The 18,071-nt window shown below is 29.1% G+C and carries 16 protein-coding genes; 10 read left to right on the forward strand and 6 right to left on the reverse strand.

The annotated features are described in order from the left end of the window. The first annotated feature begins 102 nt into the window (after positions 1–102). The 10 genes from ABF633_RS14075 (at position 103) to ABF633_RS14120 (ending at position 12,337) form a co-directional block, all read left to right on the forward strand. A complete protein-coding gene (locus ABF633_RS14075; RefSeq protein WP_415524523.1) occupies positions 103–522 on the forward strand; it encodes a GNAT family N-acetyltransferase in 420 nt (139 codons plus the stop codon). Positions 523–642: 120 nt separating this feature from the next. Continuing rightward, entirely contained in the window at positions 643–1,311 is a 669-nt protein-coding gene (locus ABF633_RS14080) for a metallophosphoesterase family protein (RefSeq protein ID WP_415524524.1), read from the forward strand. A gap of 238 nt (positions 1,312–1,549) precedes the next feature. Then, a complete protein-coding gene (locus ABF633_RS14085) occupies positions 1,550–2,380 on the forward strand; it encodes a methyl-accepting chemotaxis protein (protein ID WP_415524525.1) in 831 nt (276 codons plus the stop codon). A gap of 30 nt (positions 2,381–2,410) precedes the next feature. Then, the gene (locus ABF633_RS14090; RefSeq protein ID WP_415524526.1) at positions 2,411–4,405 is read left to right on the forward strand and encodes an FAD-dependent oxidoreductase; all 1,995 of its coding nucleotides are present in this window, start codon (positions 2,411–2,413) and stop codon (positions 4,403–4,405) included. A 403-nt stretch (positions 4,406–4,808) separates the two neighbouring features. After that, positions 4,809–5,357, forward strand: a complete 549-nt coding sequence (locus ABF633_RS14095; protein WP_415524527.1) for a TetR/AcrR family transcriptional regulator — start codon at positions 4,809–4,811, stop codon at positions 5,355–5,357. A 248-nt stretch (positions 5,358–5,605) separates the two neighbouring features. After that, the gene (locus tag ABF633_RS14100) at positions 5,606–8,905 is read left to right on the forward strand and encodes an MMPL family transporter (protein ID WP_415524528.1); all 3,300 of its coding nucleotides are present in this window, start codon (positions 5,606–5,608) and stop codon (positions 8,903–8,905) included. 318 nt (positions 8,906–9,223) lie between these two features. Continuing rightward, positions 9,224–9,850 carry a class I SAM-dependent methyltransferase gene (locus tag ABF633_RS14105; RefSeq protein WP_415524529.1) on the forward strand — a complete coding sequence of 209 codons (627 nt, stop codon included), beginning with the start codon at positions 9,224–9,226 and terminating at the stop codon, positions 9,848–9,850. Between the two features lie 80 nt (positions 9,851–9,930). Further along, positions 9,931–10,503, forward strand: coding sequence for a GNAT family N-acetyltransferase (locus ABF633_RS14110; RefSeq protein ID WP_415524530.1), 573 nt, complete (start codon positions 9,931–9,933; stop codon positions 10,501–10,503). Between the two features lie 31 nt (positions 10,504–10,534). After that, complete coding sequence (locus ABF633_RS14115) at positions 10,535–11,062, forward strand: histidine phosphatase family protein (RefSeq protein ID WP_415524531.1); 528 nt, start codon at positions 10,535–10,537, stop codon at positions 11,060–11,062. A gap of 324 nt (positions 11,063–11,386) precedes the next feature. Further along, the gene (locus ABF633_RS14120; protein ID WP_415524532.1) at positions 11,387–12,337 is read left to right on the forward strand and encodes a lysophospholipase; all 951 of its coding nucleotides are present in this window, start codon (positions 11,387–11,389) and stop codon (positions 12,335–12,337) included. Here the strand turns inward: ABF633_RS14120 and ABF633_RS14125 are convergent. The 6 genes from ABF633_RS14125 to treC form a co-directional block, all read right to left on the reverse strand. Then, complete coding sequence (locus tag ABF633_RS14125; RefSeq protein WP_415524533.1) at positions 12,302–12,886, reverse strand: CDP-alcohol phosphatidyltransferase family protein; 585 nt, start codon at positions 12,884–12,886, stop codon at positions 12,302–12,304. The genes ABF633_RS14120 and ABF633_RS14125 overlap by 36 nt on opposite strands. Positions 12,887–12,888: 2 nt before the next feature. Next, positions 12,889–13,452 carry a flavodoxin family protein gene (locus ABF633_RS14130; protein ID WP_415524534.1) on the reverse strand — a complete coding sequence of 188 codons (564 nt, stop codon included), beginning with the start codon at positions 13,450–13,452 and terminating at the stop codon, positions 12,889–12,891. A 24-nt stretch (positions 13,453–13,476) separates the two neighbouring features. Continuing rightward, on the reverse strand, positions 13,477–13,953 hold the full coding sequence (locus ABF633_RS14135; RefSeq protein ID WP_415524535.1) for a flavodoxin domain-containing protein: 477 nt from the start codon (positions 13,951–13,953) through the stop codon (positions 13,477–13,479). Between the two features lie 291 nt (positions 13,954–14,244). Continuing rightward, positions 14,245–14,895, reverse strand: a complete 651-nt coding sequence (locus ABF633_RS14140) for a TetR/AcrR family transcriptional regulator (protein ID WP_415524536.1) — start codon at positions 14,893–14,895, stop codon at positions 14,245–14,247. 507 nt (positions 14,896–15,402) lie between these two features. Further along, entirely contained in the window at positions 15,403–16,113 is a 711-nt protein-coding gene (treR, locus tag ABF633_RS14145) for a trehalose operon repressor (RefSeq protein ID WP_415524537.1), read from the reverse strand. A 137-nt stretch (positions 16,114–16,250) separates the two neighbouring features. Further along, a complete protein-coding gene (gene treC, locus ABF633_RS14150; protein WP_415524538.1) occupies positions 16,251–17,945 on the reverse strand; it encodes an alpha,alpha-phosphotrehalase in 1,695 nt (564 codons plus the stop codon). Between the last annotated feature and the right edge of the window lie 126 nt (positions 17,946–18,071).

Below are 18,071 nucleotides of genomic sequence, written 5' to 3' on the forward strand. Positions count from 1 at the left end.
TGATTAAATAGTAAACTTGGTTGAATATTTACAATATAAAATATACAATATAATAAATTGTTTTTATGGATAGTAATATATTGATGAAAGGATAATTCAATTATGATTATAGAAAAATTGAAGTCAGAAGATATTCCCCATTTATTAGAATTATATGATGAGTTAATTCCCTTTGAAATGTCATTGGAAAAATCTATAGAAAACTACAAGGAAATAATAGAGAATGAAAATTATTTCTTAGCAGTAGCCAAGGAAGATAAAAAGATTATTGGATCTATGCTTGGCATATATTGTAAATGTTTAACATTGTCTTTTTTGGTAATTGAAGATGTAATTGTTAAGGCGGATTTAAGAGGAAAAGGAATAGGTAAAAGATTAATGTCTACTCTTGATGAATTTGCTAAAACTAAAGGCTGCACCTATGCAATACTTGTATCTTCTGATTTTCGAAAAGGAGCACATAAATTTTATGAAAATCTGGGATTTACAGATAGTGTGAGAGGATTTAGAAAAATTTATTAAAAGAATATTATCAAATTTTATTTAGTATTCATAATGTGTAAATGAATACTAAATAAGTTTATGGGCTTTATATATAATCTTTTAATACCATAAAATTTTGCTAGGATCTGGTGATAAAAAATGAGTAAATATGCAATGAGTGATATTCATGGGTGCTATGAAAAGTTTATTGAAATGTTAAATCTTATAAATTTTTCTGATAAAGATGAATTGTATGTAATAGGGGATATATTTGACAGAGGAAATAAACCACTTGATATATTTGATTATATTAGAAATCACAATAATATACATTTAATTAAGGGCAATCATGAAAATATGTATGAAAATTTTTATAAGAATAAAATATATGGTGTGACCTGGTTTATGAATGGTGGACAGAGGACTTATATTGAAATAATGAAAAGAGGCGCAGCTTTTAATGATTCATTATATGAATATATATGCAATCTTCCTTTGTATGAAATAGTTGATAATAATATATTAGTTCATGCAGGGATAAAGCTGCCAGTTGAATATAAAAAATTATCAATAAAAGAAATAATGGATATTCAGGATGAAGAAACTATTCTTTGGTATAGAGGTGGCATAGACCATGAGGAAAAGATAGAGGGTTATAATATTATTTGCGGTCATACTCCAGTTCAAATTATTAATAACAGTAGTGAAAATGCAAAAATATTAAAAGCAAATGATACCTACTATATAGATTGCGGTTGCGTTTTTACACAAATAGATGGGAAATTGGCTTGTCTTAGATTGGAAGATAAAGAAGAATTTTATGTTTAGAATAACAATTATTCTACGATATATATAATAAGGAAATATTTACTTTAGTGTTTATAATATCCTAGGTTTGGTAATTAATCATGGAAAATATAATATGATTATATTTATGTATAAAATTTCCTAAAAAGAAAACTAAGTATTATCAATGTCTTATTGAATTATTTACCCAATTAAAGATATACCAACTAGATAGTTCTTAAATTAATAACTAGAGTAAATTATAAGAGGAGAAATTGTTATGGAAGACAAAAGTAATAAAGTATTGGAGGCTTTTTCCACAGTAATGCCTTATTTAAAAATAATTTTTGATGATGAAGCTGCCTTTTCAGTAACTGATACTGAAAAATATATAGCTATATTGGAAAATGAAAAGCTGCCTATGAGTGCTGCTGTGGGAGAGCATGTTTCTAAAAAAGGTGCAATTTATGATGCACTTAATACAGGAAAAATTATAATTAAAGATGTACCAAAGGAAGCTTATGGAGTAGCTTTTAAATCTTATGCTATACCAATAAAGAATGAAAATGGGGAAATCGCTGGTGCAATCGTCACTGGAAAGAGTATAGAAAAGAGACTGAAGGTAAACGAATTTTCACAAAATCTGGCAAATTCATTAAATGAAATATCTAAGTCAATACAGGATATATCAAAAAAATCTCAGGACTTAGTATATTTAAATGAAAATATATTGGGAGAGGTCAAAAAAGCAAATAGTACTACAGAAAATACAGATGAAATAGTAGATTTTGTAAAACAGGTCTCTAATCAGACGAACTTACTTGGATTAAATGCAGCAATTGAAGCGGCAAGAGCAGGTGAAGTAGGAAGAGGATTTAGTGTTGTTGCTAAAGAAATAAGAAAGCTATCCAGCTCCAGCAGTGAATCAATAAAAAAGATTGAGTCTGTATTGAAGGAAATAGAATCAGGAGTTTCCAACATATCAGCAGGAGTGGAAAAGTCTAATTCTTTTTTTGAGGTACAGTCAGCGTCCTTTCAGGAAATTACAGCAGCTATAGAAGAAATTAATGCCAATGCACAGATATTAAGTGAACTGTCAAAAGAACTATAAATTTATGAATATTTAAAGGGGGATTTGGGATTGAAGAAGAACCATGAAATTTTATTTGAAGCTGTAAAAATTGGAAAACTTGAAATTAAAAACAGATTTGTCATGGCACCTATGGGGCCTATGGGTTTAGGAGATTCTCAGGGTGGATTTAATCAGCGTGGTATAGACTACTATACTGAACGTGCCAAGGGTGGAACAGGACTTATAATTACAGGGGTTACTCAGGTAGATAATATTGTTGAGAATCACATTGGAACAGGTTTTCCATGTGCAACACAAAATCCAAATCAGTTTTTAAGAACTTCCAGAGAAATGGTAGAACGTATTCATGCTTATGATTCAAAGATATTTATACAATTAGGTGGTGGATTTGGAAGAGTATTGTACACTCCTTATGAAGCTGAAACTGTAGCACCATCACCTATAAAAAATGTATGGACTGATGTAACCTGTCGTGAAGTAACAGTGGATGAAATTAAACATATTGTTAAAATGTTTGGTAAATCTGCCCTTATTGCAAAAAATGCAGGTTTTGATGGTGTGCAAATACATGCAGTACATGAAGGATATCTAATGGATCAATTTGCAACTGCCTTTTATAATCATAGAAATGACGAATATGGCGGAGGATTGGAAAATAGATTACGTTATGCCAGAGAAGTTGTGGAAGAGATAAGAAAAACCTGTGGACCAGATTTTCCCGTTACTCTACGTTATACGTTAAAAAGTTTTATAAAGGATTGGAAAGATGGAGCATTGCCAGGAGAAGAATTTGAAGAAAAAGGTCGTGACATTGAAGAAGGTATTGAGGCCGCAAAGCTGCTTGTAAGTTACGGGTATGATGCTCTTGATGTAGATGTAGGAACCTATGATTCATGGTGGTGGAATCACCCGCCAATGTATCAGAAAAAAGGGTTATATATACCTTATGCTAAAATAATTAAGGAAAATGTAAATGTACCAGTTATCTGTGCCGGAAGAATGGATAATCCAGATATGGCATCCAAGGCAGTAGCAGATGGAGCATGTGATATTGTAAGTCTTGGCCGTCCTCTTTTAGCAGATCCATACTATGTCAATAAATTGAAGGCTGAAAAAGTAGAAGCTATACGTCCATGTCTTTCATGTCATGAAGGATGTCTTGGCCGTATGTTTACATATGTTTCTCTTAATTGTGCAGTAAATCCAGAAGCTTGTCGTGAGAGTGTGAATAGAATTGTGCCTGCATTAAAGAAAAAGAAAGTTTTAATTATAGGCGGAGGAGTTGCTGGTTGTGAAGCTGCAAGAGTACTTGCACTTAGAGGTCATGAACCAGTGATTTATGAAAAAAGCAGTAGGCTTGGTGGAAATTTAATTCCAGGTGGAATGCCAGATTTTAAAGATGATGATCATGCACTGATTAAATGGTATGAATATCAGCTTGATTCACTTAATGTTGAAGTACACTTAAATGAAGCTATAACCTTTGAAAAGGCTAAAAACTATAATGCAGATGCAGTAATAGTTGCAACTGGTTCTATCCCAAAAATATTTAATTTTGGTAATGACAATAATGTTTTTCCAGCAGCAGATGTTCTCACTGGAAAAGTTAATCCAGGGGAAAAAACAGTTGTTGTTGGTGGTGGTCTTGTTGGTTGTGAAATTGCACTTTGGTTGGCTAAAAAAGGTGTTAATGTCACTATTGTGGAAGCATTAGATAAGCTTCTTGCAGTAAATGCACCATCTTGTCCAGCTAATAGTGATATGCTGAAAAAGCTCATTACTTTTAATGGAGTTGAAGTTTTAACATCTTCTACTGTGGTTAGAGCAACGAAAGATGAAGTAATAATAAATAGAAATGGACAAGGTTCTAGAACTATTGAATGTAATAGTGTTATATTGGCAGTAGGGTATAATTCTGAAAGGTCAATATATGATGCTCTAAAAAAGGAAATACCAGAAATATATTTGCTAGGTGATTCACGTAAAGTTTCAAATATTATGTATGCTATTTGGGATGCATATGAGATTGCCTCACATATTTAATAATAAAGAGTATATTCCAAAAATAAAATTGGTGAAAAATTTTTAAAATTGTATTAATTTGTAGATGTCAAGTGATTTAATAAGTAGTTGGTAATATCTAATTATGTTTAAGAAAATTTTGTACATAAATATAGATATATTAATACTTATTAAGATTACTTGCCAGATTTAGTATTAATAATTATATGTAAAATATCCACTTTCAATGAATAAGTAAGTTATTTGAAAGATTGTTACAATTGAACGGAAAATATACGAGAAATAACCTATATTTTTCTATAATAAAAGTATAATTGTTAAAAAATCATAATTGACAACATATTAATGATGATATAATATAACTATGTGGAAACTAATTAAACTAATATAGTTTCCGTAGACTACAGTGAAACTAGGTGAGAATATGAGAGAAAGAATACTGGATGTGGCCGCTTCAAAAATAGAGATATATGGTTTGAAAAAATTTACTATAGATGAAATTGCAATAGAATTGAAAATCAGTAAAAAAACTATATATAAGTATTTTCGCAGTAAAGATGAAATAGTAAAAGAATTCTTTAATGAAGTTATAAGAACTTGTAAGGAGAACACTGTTGAAGCTATTAATTATAAAGGAGAATTTAGTGATAAGCTTCATAAAATTGTCTGTTCAAATAATGAATATAAAATACCTATAAATATTATTAATGAAGCAAAACTATATTATCCAGAACAGTGGGAAGAAATACAGAAACTAAAAAATTTTAAATTAGACATAGTAGAAAAACTCATAAAAGATGCAATGAAAGAGGGAAAAATTAAAGAGGATATAGATTATAGAATTTTAAGTAAATTAATTGAAAAAATTAGTGATATATTCTTTGACTATGACTTTCTTGTTAATAACGATTTGACTATAGATGATATTATTGACGGTATTATTAAAATAACATTGAAGGGTATTCTCAAATAAGTTTATATCATACTTTTAGCTAACAAATTATATTAAACTTAGATTCACAATTAATGCTCATAAGCATTAAAATAACTATTTTATTTGTGTAACTTTTGATGAAAATAATAAAGCTTTACCAATAATTTTTTGAGTTAGTTGTGAAATTGGAGTTCAATATATAGATTTAATTATATAAAAAATTAGTAGGAGTTTAAGTGAGGTGATATATCAAAAAAAACTAAAGATTATTGATGGAGGGGAATAAAGTGCATAAAATAATAAAATACAGATGGGTTATATTTGTGGTGTGGGTTGCTGCAATAGTATTATCTGTAATATATTCACCAGATTTAAATAAGGTACTTAGAGATAAGGGACAGCAATTTTTAAGTGATGATAATCCTTCTGTTAAAGCGGATAACATCCTAAAGAAAATGAATAAGACCTCAGGAAATGCAGATCTTATTGTGTTTAACAGTAAAAATAAATTGACTTCCAGTGATATGGATAATATAAAGGCTGGAGTAAATGTTATTAAGGATAATCAAAAGGACCTTGGCGTAAGTGATATGCTTGATCCATTTAATACACCAGATATTAAATCAAAGCTAATCTCGCAAGATGAAAAAACTGTTATGGTAAGTTTCAGACTTAATAAAAATGGACGTGAAGTAAGCGATATACAAAATGAGTTCAAAAATAAACTTAAAGATGTTCATATAAATTATTATTTAACAGGAGAAGATTTTATAAATGATGATTATATAAGAGTTATTTCTAGTGGTGTTGATAAAAGTGCAATACTTACTATAATTTTTATATTAGTTGTATTGATAATTATGTTCAGGTCTTTTGTTACTCCAATTGTTTCTTTACTTGCAGTAGGAATATCCTATATTGTTTCCATGGCAATTGTAGGACAATTTGTATATAGATTTAATTATTCTGTTTCATCACTTACTCAAATGGTACTTGTGCTTATATTATTTGGTATTGGAACAGATTATAATATTTTATTGTTTAATAGATTTAAAGATGAAATGTCAAAGGGTAACTCAATAGATGAGGCGATTATAAAAACCTATAAAACTGCTGGAAAAACAATAGTTTTTAGTATAGCTACAGTTTTTATAGCATTTTTAAGTCTTACTCTTGCTAAATTTGGAATGTATCGTTCTGCAAACTGTGTTGCTATTGGTGTAATAATACTTTTACTTGAAATACTAACTCTTACACCTTTCATAATGAAAACTTTGGGAATAAAACTTTTCTGGCCTTCAAAAGAGGTTAATAATCACAAGCCAAGTAAGTTTTGGGGGAAAGCAACTTCATTTTCAGTAAAAAAACCAGCTTTAGTTTCAATTATAGTTATAGTTATTCTTATTCCTACAGTTTTATTTAATGTTCAAAAGTATTCCTATGATACAATAAATGAACTGAGTGATTCTGTTGGATCTGTAAAAGGTTTTAATCTAGTGGCAGATTCTTTTGGAAAGGGGCAGGCACTGACAACTACAGTGGTTCTTCAGAATAATAAACCAATGAACAACAATTCTGATTTAGGAGTAATTGATAATTTAACTAAACAGATTAGAAATATTAAGGGAGTTAAATCTGTGTCCAGTGCCACAGAACCATTGTCTGATCCAATCGATTTACTTTATATAGGAAAACAGACTCAGCAGGTAACGGAAGGTATTTCAAAATCTAAAGATGGTGTAGATACAATAAACAATGGTTTAACGCAGATTAATAATAATTTAAATTCCGTTAATCTAAATGATTTATCTAAAGTTGATGCCCTTGTAGCTGGAACTTCACAGGTTCAAAATGGATTAACTGCTATAACTTCAGGAATGAATCAGGTAAATACGGGAATCTCTCAGGGAACTGACGGTGCAGATAAGATTAATGCAGGTATAGTTCAGGCTAAGAATGGTCTGGCACAGGTAGTAACTAATACCAAAAAACTATCGGATGGATTATCACAAATCCATGATGGATATGATAAACTTGGATCTAAATATAATAGTGGCATTATACCGGGAGTTGGCAAGGTACAAGATGGAGTTAATAGACTTCAAAAAGGTATTAATGAAGTAAGCAATGGTGGAAAGGGAATAGTGGAGAAGTCTGGTGAACTTAATGAAAATTCAAATAAAATAGTTAACTCACTTGCTCAACTAAATAATGATCCTAGATTCAAAGAAGCGCTTAATAATGATCCATATTTAAGGACAGCCGTGGATAATATAGGACAATTAAATAATGGAATTGGTCAATTGAATACTGGCATTGACCAGTTAAATGGTGGTATTGGACAGTTGAGTACTGGTATCATTGGACTAAATGATGGAGTAGGACAGCTTAATACAGGAGTTAATGAATTCAAACAAAATTATGACGTTCTTACTTCTAATCTTGGAGATATTACAACAAATTTAAATAATATTAATGCTGCTCAAAATCAAATATTATCTGGACTTTCACAACTTCAGGATGGTTCTGCTGCCTTAGCCAGTGGTCTTAGAACAGGTGGAAATGGTCAAAGTGAAATAATACAAAATATGAGCAAACTTAATTCTGGATTAAGTCAGGTAAAGGATGGTCAGGTTCAGCTTAATGATCAACTTAAGAAGTTTTCTTCAAGTATACCTGAATTAAAAAATGCATTAGGACAAAGCAGTAATGGATTATCTTCCATTTCTAGTGGTCTTAATCAGACAAATAATTATTTGGATCAATTAAATAATACTCAGACATTTTTCTTGCCAAGTGAACAATTAAATTCCGATGATTTTAAAAAATCCTTGGATATGTATATGACAGATGATAGAAAGATAACTAAACTTATAGTTGTTTTAGATTCTGATCCATATTCAACAGAAGCTATGAATACTGTAAAAAATATTAATAATATAATACCAACTGCTATTAATGGAACTGATCTTAAGAGTGCAACTTATGGAGTTACTGGTACCAGTGCTTCCGACTATGACCTTAATAATATAGCACTTAGTGACTTGAATACTATAAAGATAATAGTTTTAATTGCCATATTTGCGGTACTTTTATTAGTGATAAGGTCACCTTTAATATCATTGTATATAAGCATAGCATTAATGGCAGCTTATTATATATCATCCTCTCTACTTAATTTTATAGTATTTCATATATTTAAACTTGATGGAGTGTCCTGGAACGTACCATTTTTCTCCTTCGTTATGATTGTAGCTTTAGGAGTTGATTATAGTATATTCCTTATGATGAGGTTTAAAGAATGCAAAGGCATTTCTAAAAATGAAGCAATAATCATAGCTTCAAGAAATATAGGTGGAATAGTAATGTCAGCAGCATTAATTCTTGGGGGTACCTTTATTACTATGGCACCATCTGGAGTAAGATTATTAATTCAACTGGCTATAGCTGTAGTTATTGGTCTTGCAGCTTTAAGTTTATTACTGCTGCCAATATTTGTACCATCACTTATTGCTTTGCCAGGATGGATAAGTAACATAATGAATAAGAATAAAGCTGATTCTTTTGAGGATAGCCAAGCTTCATAAGTAAAAATTATAACACTATCAAAACTATTAAATGCAATAGTTTGATAGTGTTTTTCTATTTTTTGCTGCAAAAATAGAATACATATATTTGCATCCTATTGAAATTATTAGTTGATAACTAATATGCTATATTATAATATTGATGTATAAGTTAAGATAAAATGGGATTTTGTGCATGATAATTGGTGAAGTTTTGTATAGCTAAATGGAGATTATCACTATATAAAGATTTAAGTATAATAATTATTACAAGGAGGTAATTATGAAGAGTAATGAAAATCTAATAACTGATGTTATTAAAAAGGGGAAAATTTAAAAATGAATCTACAAAAAGAATATTGGAATAAAATATATCAGTCAATTTTGGATAGAAAACCAAAGTATGACTTATGGTTAGATAAATATGAAAATATACTTATGGAATCAAAGGATATTCCAATTATTGATTTAGGATGTGGATTTGGGAATGATACTCTCTATCTCAAAGAGAGAAAATATGAGGTGATTTCTTGTGATTTTTCAGAAAAGGCATTAAGACGATTGAGTAATTTTATTGATAATTTAAATGTTAAATGCTTTGATATGAAAGATGGCTTGCCTTTTCAAGATAGTTCTGCAAAAGTAATTATTTCAGATCTTTCATTACATTATTTTACATGGAATGAAACTCAAGATATATTGAAAGAAATAAAAAGGGTTTTAATAAACGAGGGTACATTGATATGTAGAGTTAATTCAACAAGAGATATGAATTATGGCGCAGGACAAGGAATAAAAATAGAAGAAAATTTTTATAATATTGATGGTAATTTAAAGAGATTTTTTAATGAATCACAATTGAGAGAACTTTTTAGAGAATGGGATATTCAATATATAATGGAAACAGAGATAAATAGGTACAATGTGAGTAAAATAGCATGGGAAATTTCAATTAAGAAAATGTGACATATAATAAAAAGTGATAAGTTTAACACATTGGTAATGGAAAAATTAACATATAGATTAATAACTCATATGAAGGTGAGATGATTACTTTGAATTATAGATTACTTGAAAAAGCAGATAGCAATGATTATATAATAGAAAAAGGAACAATAAATGACATAGATGAACTGGCAAGTTTATATGATGATTTAAATGATTATTTACAAACAGGAATAAATTATCCAGGATGGATAAAGGGAATATATCCTATTAGAGAAACAGCTGTTAACGGAATTAAAAATAATAATTTATTTGTATTAAAAATTAATAATGAAATAGCAGGTTCTATAATACTAAATCATGAACCTGAAAGTGCATACTCTGAAGTAAAATGGGGAATTGAAACAGATTATAATTATATTATTGTAATACATACCCTCGTTGTTCATCCGAAGTATATGAAAAACGGTATTGGAAAAAAGTTATTAGATTTTGCAAAGATGTATAGTATTGAACAGGGAATGAAAGCAATTCGTTTAGATGTTTCTATTCATAATTCACCGGCAATCTCATTATATGAGAAGAGTGGATATAAATATGCTGGAACTGTTGATTTAGGCTTAAATATTCCAAAATTAGTTTGGTTTAAGCTGTATGAGATAGTGATTTTGTAATTATTTAAGTTGATGAAAGGAAGTGTTATAATTGACACAATTTTATTTCATTAGGCATGGTGAGCAAGATTGGGATAGTATAGAGAAATATAATTTAAAAGGACAAGCAATGGATTTAATACCCTTAACTAATAATGGTATTAAGCAGGCTAAAAAAGCTTCCAAAGATGTAAGAATAGGCAAATCAGATATTATTATTACTTCACCTTATACTAGGGCTCTACAAACTGCTTCTATTATATCAAAGGAGACTGGAGTTGATTTACACGTAGAATTTGACTTGAGAGAATGGCAGTCAGATTTAAATTTTAACTATGATTCGAAGGATCAATTAATTGAATTATGGCATGACTATACTATGCATGGAGGAGTATATCCACAAGATGAGTTAAAACTTTGGGAGACAAAAGAAAATCTTAGAAAAAGAATTGATTCGGTTTTGGTGAGATATTTAGATTATTCAAAAGTAACGGTGGTTGCTCATGCAGAAATATTTGCTGCATTAGTACCAGTGGATAAAATCTTACATTGTTCAATATTAGAGTATACTAAAATTTAAATACATACTTGTAAAAATTAGGTTGATGAATATGAAATTTATGTAAGTAAGATACTACCTAATCTTACATAGAAATGTCATTTGCATAAAATAATAGAAGAAGTGTTGATAGTGACTAAGGGAGAAATTAATTTATTCGATGCTATACCTGAAAATCTCACATATCCTTTAATTCAACCTTTTCTATTCGAAAAAGTAACAGAGTCAACACTGTTTGATTTATAGATTTATAAAAATTTTATACAGAGAAAAATATAAAAAGAAAAGAGGCGAGAATTTAGTGGAGGATTGTACTGAGATACATTCTATCACTAAAGATAGATAATGAAATCTACAAATTTTATTTTTAAAAGTGAAGATAGTTTGGAAATTTACGTTTATAAGTGCGAACCAGAAAAAAATATTAATATTAAAGGTGTTGTACAGATAGCTCACGGTATGGCGGAGACAGCAGCAAGATATGAAGGCTTTGCAAAGGTATTAACGGAGAATGGATATATTGTTTATATTAATGACCATAGAGGACATGGTAAGACTGCAAAAAATATAGAGAATGTTGGTTATTTAGCAGAAAAAGATGGTTTTGAATGGCTAGTGAAGGATATGCATACCCTTACGGATATTATAAAAAAAGAAAATAAGGATTTGCCAATATTTTTATTAGGTTATAGTATGGGATCCTTCTTGACCCAACGATACATAATGCTCTATGGAAAGGAATTAAAAGGAGCTATACTTTATGGTTCTAATGGTAGGCAAGGACTTATATTAAGGATTGGATTACTAGTTTCTAAATTGGAAATTAAAAAAAATGGAGTAAAAGCAAAGAGCCAGATATTAAATGATCTCATTTTCGGAGGATATAATAAACCATTTAAGCCAAACAGAACTAAATTTGATTGGCTTAACAGGAATAATGAGGAAGTAGACAAGTATATAAAAGATCCATTTTGCGGCACTGTATTTACCTGCAGCTTTTACTATGATTTTTTTAGATGTTTAATAGAAATAGAAAATAAGAAAAATCTAAAAAATGTTCCTAAAGATTTACCTATATATATTTTCTCCGGTGGAAAAGATCCTGTAGGAAAAAGTGGTAAGGGAGTAAAAAGATTAGCTGAAACTTATAAGTCACTGGGAGTGAAAGATCTTACCTTTAAGCTTTATAAGGATGGCAGACATGACATGTTAAATGAAATCAATAAAGATGAAGTTATTGAAGATGTTTTGGCATGGCTTTCAAGGTATTCTCTTAAAGTACTTAAAACAATTTGAACACCTTATGAAAGATGAAACAACCGCTAATATAGTTGTAATAAATATTAATATATTAGTTGTTAATAATAGATTATTTTGAAATTTGTAAAATAAAATTCCTACTAATCCAGGAATAATATAAAATAAAACTGCTGTTAATCTACCTATAGGATCAGATATGAATAATTCAGAAGTTTTGTTATTCAGCTTTTTCCATACATAGGATGTTATTATAAATTCAACAAATTTGATTAATATAACTATTGTAAACCAAAAAGGTATAATTCCATGAATATTTAGGGATATAAATGATGAAAAAATGAAGGCAGCATCTGCTGCCACATCTAGAAAACTTCCTATAAAGGATTTACTATTGAGAAATCTGGCAATTTTACCATCCATTAAATCTGTAATGCATATACATAAAAAAATAATTGATAAATACAAAAAAGTCTCCCTGTTTTTTATATCATGATATTGTTTATTTTGTAATAAAAGAAATAAGTAAGTCAATAAAATTCTAGATAGAGTAATTATATTAGGGAGTACTTTGTATATAATGTCCATAATTATTCCTTTCCAATTTCAGCACCTAAATTAAAAGCTTTATTTTTATTGTCTTTATCATTATATTTGAATGACATTTTAATTGGAGCTTCAGCATTTGTAAAGAGCTTTTCTAAGCTATTAAGCTGTTCCGAATCATCGGCTCCACCTGTGACAAATAAAAGGATTTTTTGATCTTTTAAATTTTTAACACTTTTTATATAATCATTTAACACAGAAGAAGTTTGTCCAATATAAATAGGAGAACCAAAAACAACTACCTTATAGGTTGAAAGGTCAGTTGAAAGATATTTCCCTGGATAAGCAATAGTTACATCATAGCCTTTACTGTTTAGTCCTTTAGCTAGGTCATAAGCTGCATTTTTTGTTGAAGCAGTCATTAAAGAGGGTTGATATACAATAAGTGCTTTTGAATGTGCTATAGAATTTGTTTTCATAATTACTGTTTTGTTTCCCCTTTCTGTATTATTTGAATGTATAAGTACAAAGAAAAACAACATGGCTGATATACATAAGGCGAGTATTCCTAAAACTATATATAAAAGAACTTTCAAAATAATTTTCATTTAAGTACTTCTCCTCGTTAATAGTTAAAGAGTATTCATTATCTGAGCAAATTTATTGATATTTTCCTCAGAAACACTAGATACATCATTTTTTGTTTTAGCTACTATTTTTATTATGAATCTTTCTAGAGGATTCATATTTTTCATTATAAATTCACCGCCAAAGCACTCTTTAACAGAGGAATGAGTTAATAAATCATTTGGAAAAGAAGCGGCTAGTTCAGTTTCAATACTATCTTTTTGCATACCGCAAACAAATAGCCCTAGCTTTTTTTCTTTTAATGTATCAAAATTTTCTGTACAAAATTCAGTTATTTCTTTTTGAATTTTTCCCATGTAAACAGATCCACCAATGATAATTTTATCGAAGGAAGATATATTAGGCATAGTATCCTTTTTAATATTTACGGTTGCTACTTCACCAGAAAGTTTATCTTTTAAAAGCTTGCTGCATTTTTCTGCAAAACCATGTTTTGTTGCGTAGATTATAAGTGTTTTCATTTTTTATTCACTCCTTACTAATATTATCAATTTATTTTAGAATTTTGGATAATGGCGGATTTAATGCCTTTTTGAATTTAGGATTCTTTTATACATTTCATAATGAGAAATAGGCAGTATATTATTATCAAATTAAATGCAGGAAATATAATGACTTCTGCAAAACTTACTTTTACTCCTAATAAAATTTGTCCAATTATCATGGCTGTAATTGAAGTGAGCATGGTAATTCCCTTAACAGCTATTACAGAAGAAAGGGTATAAGTATTATTTACTGAATACAGGTTTAAATTAAGAGTTAGAATTCACATAACTAGTTAATGGTTTTCTTAGTATTATGCCATCTACTATAAGGTTTATATGGTGGTCAATAAGCAGCTTTTGCTGTTCTTCAGGAGTATCTTTTTCAACTATTAGCTTTAAGATAAGTCCAAAAGTAGAAGTCCATATTATTTGTGCAGTTAGCTCAATTACATTATCCTCAATGTTTTTGTCCATATAAATGTCTTTTAAAGATTGATATAGTATACCTAAAGCTTTTCTTTTTATAGAGGCACCTTTGAAAAGTACTGATGTATGCTCACGTACTCTAGGTGAGTTGTTAAGAAGTATGGTTCTATATTCTTCAGGCATTTCCAAAGCCAGATATATATATTTATGTAGGGAATGTCTTATTTTATTTTCAGGAGTATAATTCGAAATTTCAGATGAAGATAGAACATCTAATATTTTTTCATAGGATTTTTGCATAATAATATTTATTATTTCTTCTTTATCCTTAAAATAGTGATATATAATTGCTGGAGAATATTCTATTTTGACAGCAATTTTTCTTATAGAAAGTTTTTCTAAACCTTCTTTTTCCATAATTTCACTTGCTGCATTGAGAATTAGTTCTCGATGTTCATCTTTTTCACGTTCCTTACGTTCTTTTGTACCCATATTTATGACTCCTTTTAAACGAAGTTTAGTTATTGAACACTGTTAAATAAAAGGATATCATTTTAATGTAGTCATGTCAATACTTATCTGTTAAAGTAAAAATCTATTATTATAGCATTTAATATCAAATTTCCATGTAATCAATTATATGTTATTATCTATACATGTCTGAAGTGTGATTATTGATGTTCTGTTTATGCAGTAATATTTTATGGAGGTGTAGTATGAGAAGAAATGTAATTGATACTTTTAACAATATTATTTATATGTTATTAGTTTAGATAAAATTATAAGAGATTGGGAGGTAAATATGAATTTAAATAAAAAACTGATAGTAATAGGAATGGTGGTGTACCGCTTTCTAAAATAACCTTTCCTATTAAAATGAAAGCTGGTGAAACTATTGATGTAAGTTATGCATTTAATTTCAATAATAGAAATGATATAAGACTAAATAATGCATATAATTTAACCTTTAACATTTTAATAGAATTTATGTTCTTAGCATTATCTTCTTCTAGCAAAATCAGAAAACTCAAAGCGATCAGGACGATGCCTTGATTCTGTATACTCAAATTGAGTCCCATCATTTAAATATACAAAGTTCTTTACTGCCACTACAAAATTATAAGATTTCATATTCAGATTTTTTTTATCAATGGAATTAGCAGCTTCAATTTTTATAATTCTCTTAGCAAAACCTATTTTAATTTTTAAATCTTCTTCAATATATTTATAAATAGATTTTTTTGCAATTTCTTTTGTAAGATTTAAAACAGTATCTTTTAGAAAATAATTGATATCTAAAATAATGTTTTCATTATTTAAACTTCTGATACGATATAATTTGTAAGCTCCTTTTCCTTCTGCTAAACAAGTTTTTTTATGTAAGGATTTATCGATTAATACTTCCTCAAATACTGGTACAGATGTAATAAAATCATTTCCGTTTATACTGGAAACTTCAGCGAAGCTTACAAGATTACCAAAGGAAAAAGTGATTTGATTGTTGTCTAGAACAAAAGCTCCTTTACCATGAACACTGTTTATCAAACCTTCTTCTGACAAGAGGTCTAAAGCTCTTCTAACCGTACCTCTACTTGTGTTGTGAATTTTACAAAATTCATTTTCAGAAGGAAGTTTTTCACCTAGCTTGTAATTTCCATTAAGTATATTATTTTTTATGGTTTCGTATATGCATATGTACTTCTTATCCATTAGTAAGCCTCCGAAAGCTATTTTTCATAAAGAGTATACCATTTACTAATATCATAAGCAAAATAAATTATAAAAAAGTATCAGTGAATTTTCAAAATGCGTTCGTAATTACTGATACTTTCTATAATCATTATAGATTATCTTATATAGAAGGCTGCAGATTCGTATGGACGCAATACAAATTCATTTACATTGTTTTGTGTGTCACTATAATTAGATATTAATACTTGTGATTTTCCTTCAAAGTTTATATCTTTTGGAAGAGTAAAAGTTGTATTTTTAGCATAAAAATTATTTACAACTAACAGTTTCTCGTTTTTATAACGTCTGATATATGCAAATATTTGTGTATCATTTTTTAATATAAGATCAAAATTTCCGTAGGCAATTATATCATATTCTTTTCTTAATTCTATAAGCTTTTTATAGTGGTAAAAAACAGAATTTTTATCTTTTAATGCTTTATCTGCATTTATATTTGAAAAGTTTGAAGATACATTTATCCAAGGGGTTCCATCAGTAAAACCTGCGTTTTTAGAATCATTCCATTGCATTGGGGTTCTGGAATTATCTCTAGACTTTTGCTTAAGTATATCCATAATTTCATTTTCAGATTTACCTTTGGCTTTTAATATATCATAGGCATTTATAGATTCTACATCTCTATAATCCTGTATTTTGTCAAAACTTGGATTAGTCATTCCTATTTCTTCCCCTTGATATATATAAGGAGTACCTTGTAATAAGTGTATAGTAGTTGCCAGCATTTTAGCGGATTCATTATGATATTCCTTATCATTTCCAAAACGTGATACTGCTCTAGGCTGATCATGATTACACCAAAATAATGCATTCCATCCATTACCATTGATCATACCATACTGCCAGTCACTGAGTATCTGCTTAAGTTTTAGAAAGTCGAAGGGAGCTGCGGACCACTTTTCTCCATTAGGATAGTCCACCTTTAGATGATGAAAACTAAAACTCATGCTTAGCTCTTTCTCATCAGGATTTGTATATTTAACGCAATTGTCTATAGAAGTAGAAGACATCTCACCAACAGTTAACATATTATTGTATTTTGAGAATACATTTTTATTGATTCCCTTTAATAATGTATGAATTTTAGGACCATCTGTATAGTATTTACGACCATCTTCAGAAGGAGTATTTAAAGTATCATCGGGGAAAGCTTGGTCTTTAGATAATAAATTAACTACATCTAATCTAAAACCATCTACTCCTTTGCTTAACCAGAAATTCATCATATCATATATGCTTTTTCTAAGTGCCTGATTTTCCCAATTTAAATCTGCCTGAGTAGTATCGAAAAGGTGTAAATAATATTGTCCTGAAGTTTCGTCGTACTTCCAAGCACTGCCTCCAAATTTAGACTGCCAGTTATTAGGAGTGCCATTGTTCCTACCATCTTTCCATATATAGAAATTTCTATATGGCTTATCTTTGGATTTACAGGATTCCTTAAACCAATTATGTTCTGTAGAGGTATGATTAACTACCATATCCAATATTATTTTCAAATTTCTCTTATGAGCTTCTGACAATAGATTCTCAAAAGTTTTCATATCCCCATATCGAGAATCTATTTTATAATAATCACTTATATCATAGCCATTATCACGTTGAGGGGACTCATATACAGGAGTTAGCCATATAACATCTACTCCTAAATTTTTTATATAATCAAGCTTGTCTATTATTCCCTGTAAATCTCCTGTTCCATTTCCTGTTGTATCCTTAAAACTCTTCGGATAAATTTGGTATACAACAGACTTTTTCCACCAAAATTCATTCACGATTAACACCACCATTTATATTTTTTATTATTTATTTTTACTAAATCTTACATTTAATTTGACTTCAATTTGACAAGTAATCCAGCAAACCATTGTTACTACCCAATTTTTTATTTTAAAAAATTTTATGAACAAATTTAG

Source organism: Clostridium sp. (genome assembly GCF_047718555.1).
In the GTDB taxonomy this organism is placed as follows: Bacteria; Bacillota; Clostridia; order Clostridiales; family Clostridiaceae; genus Clostridium_I.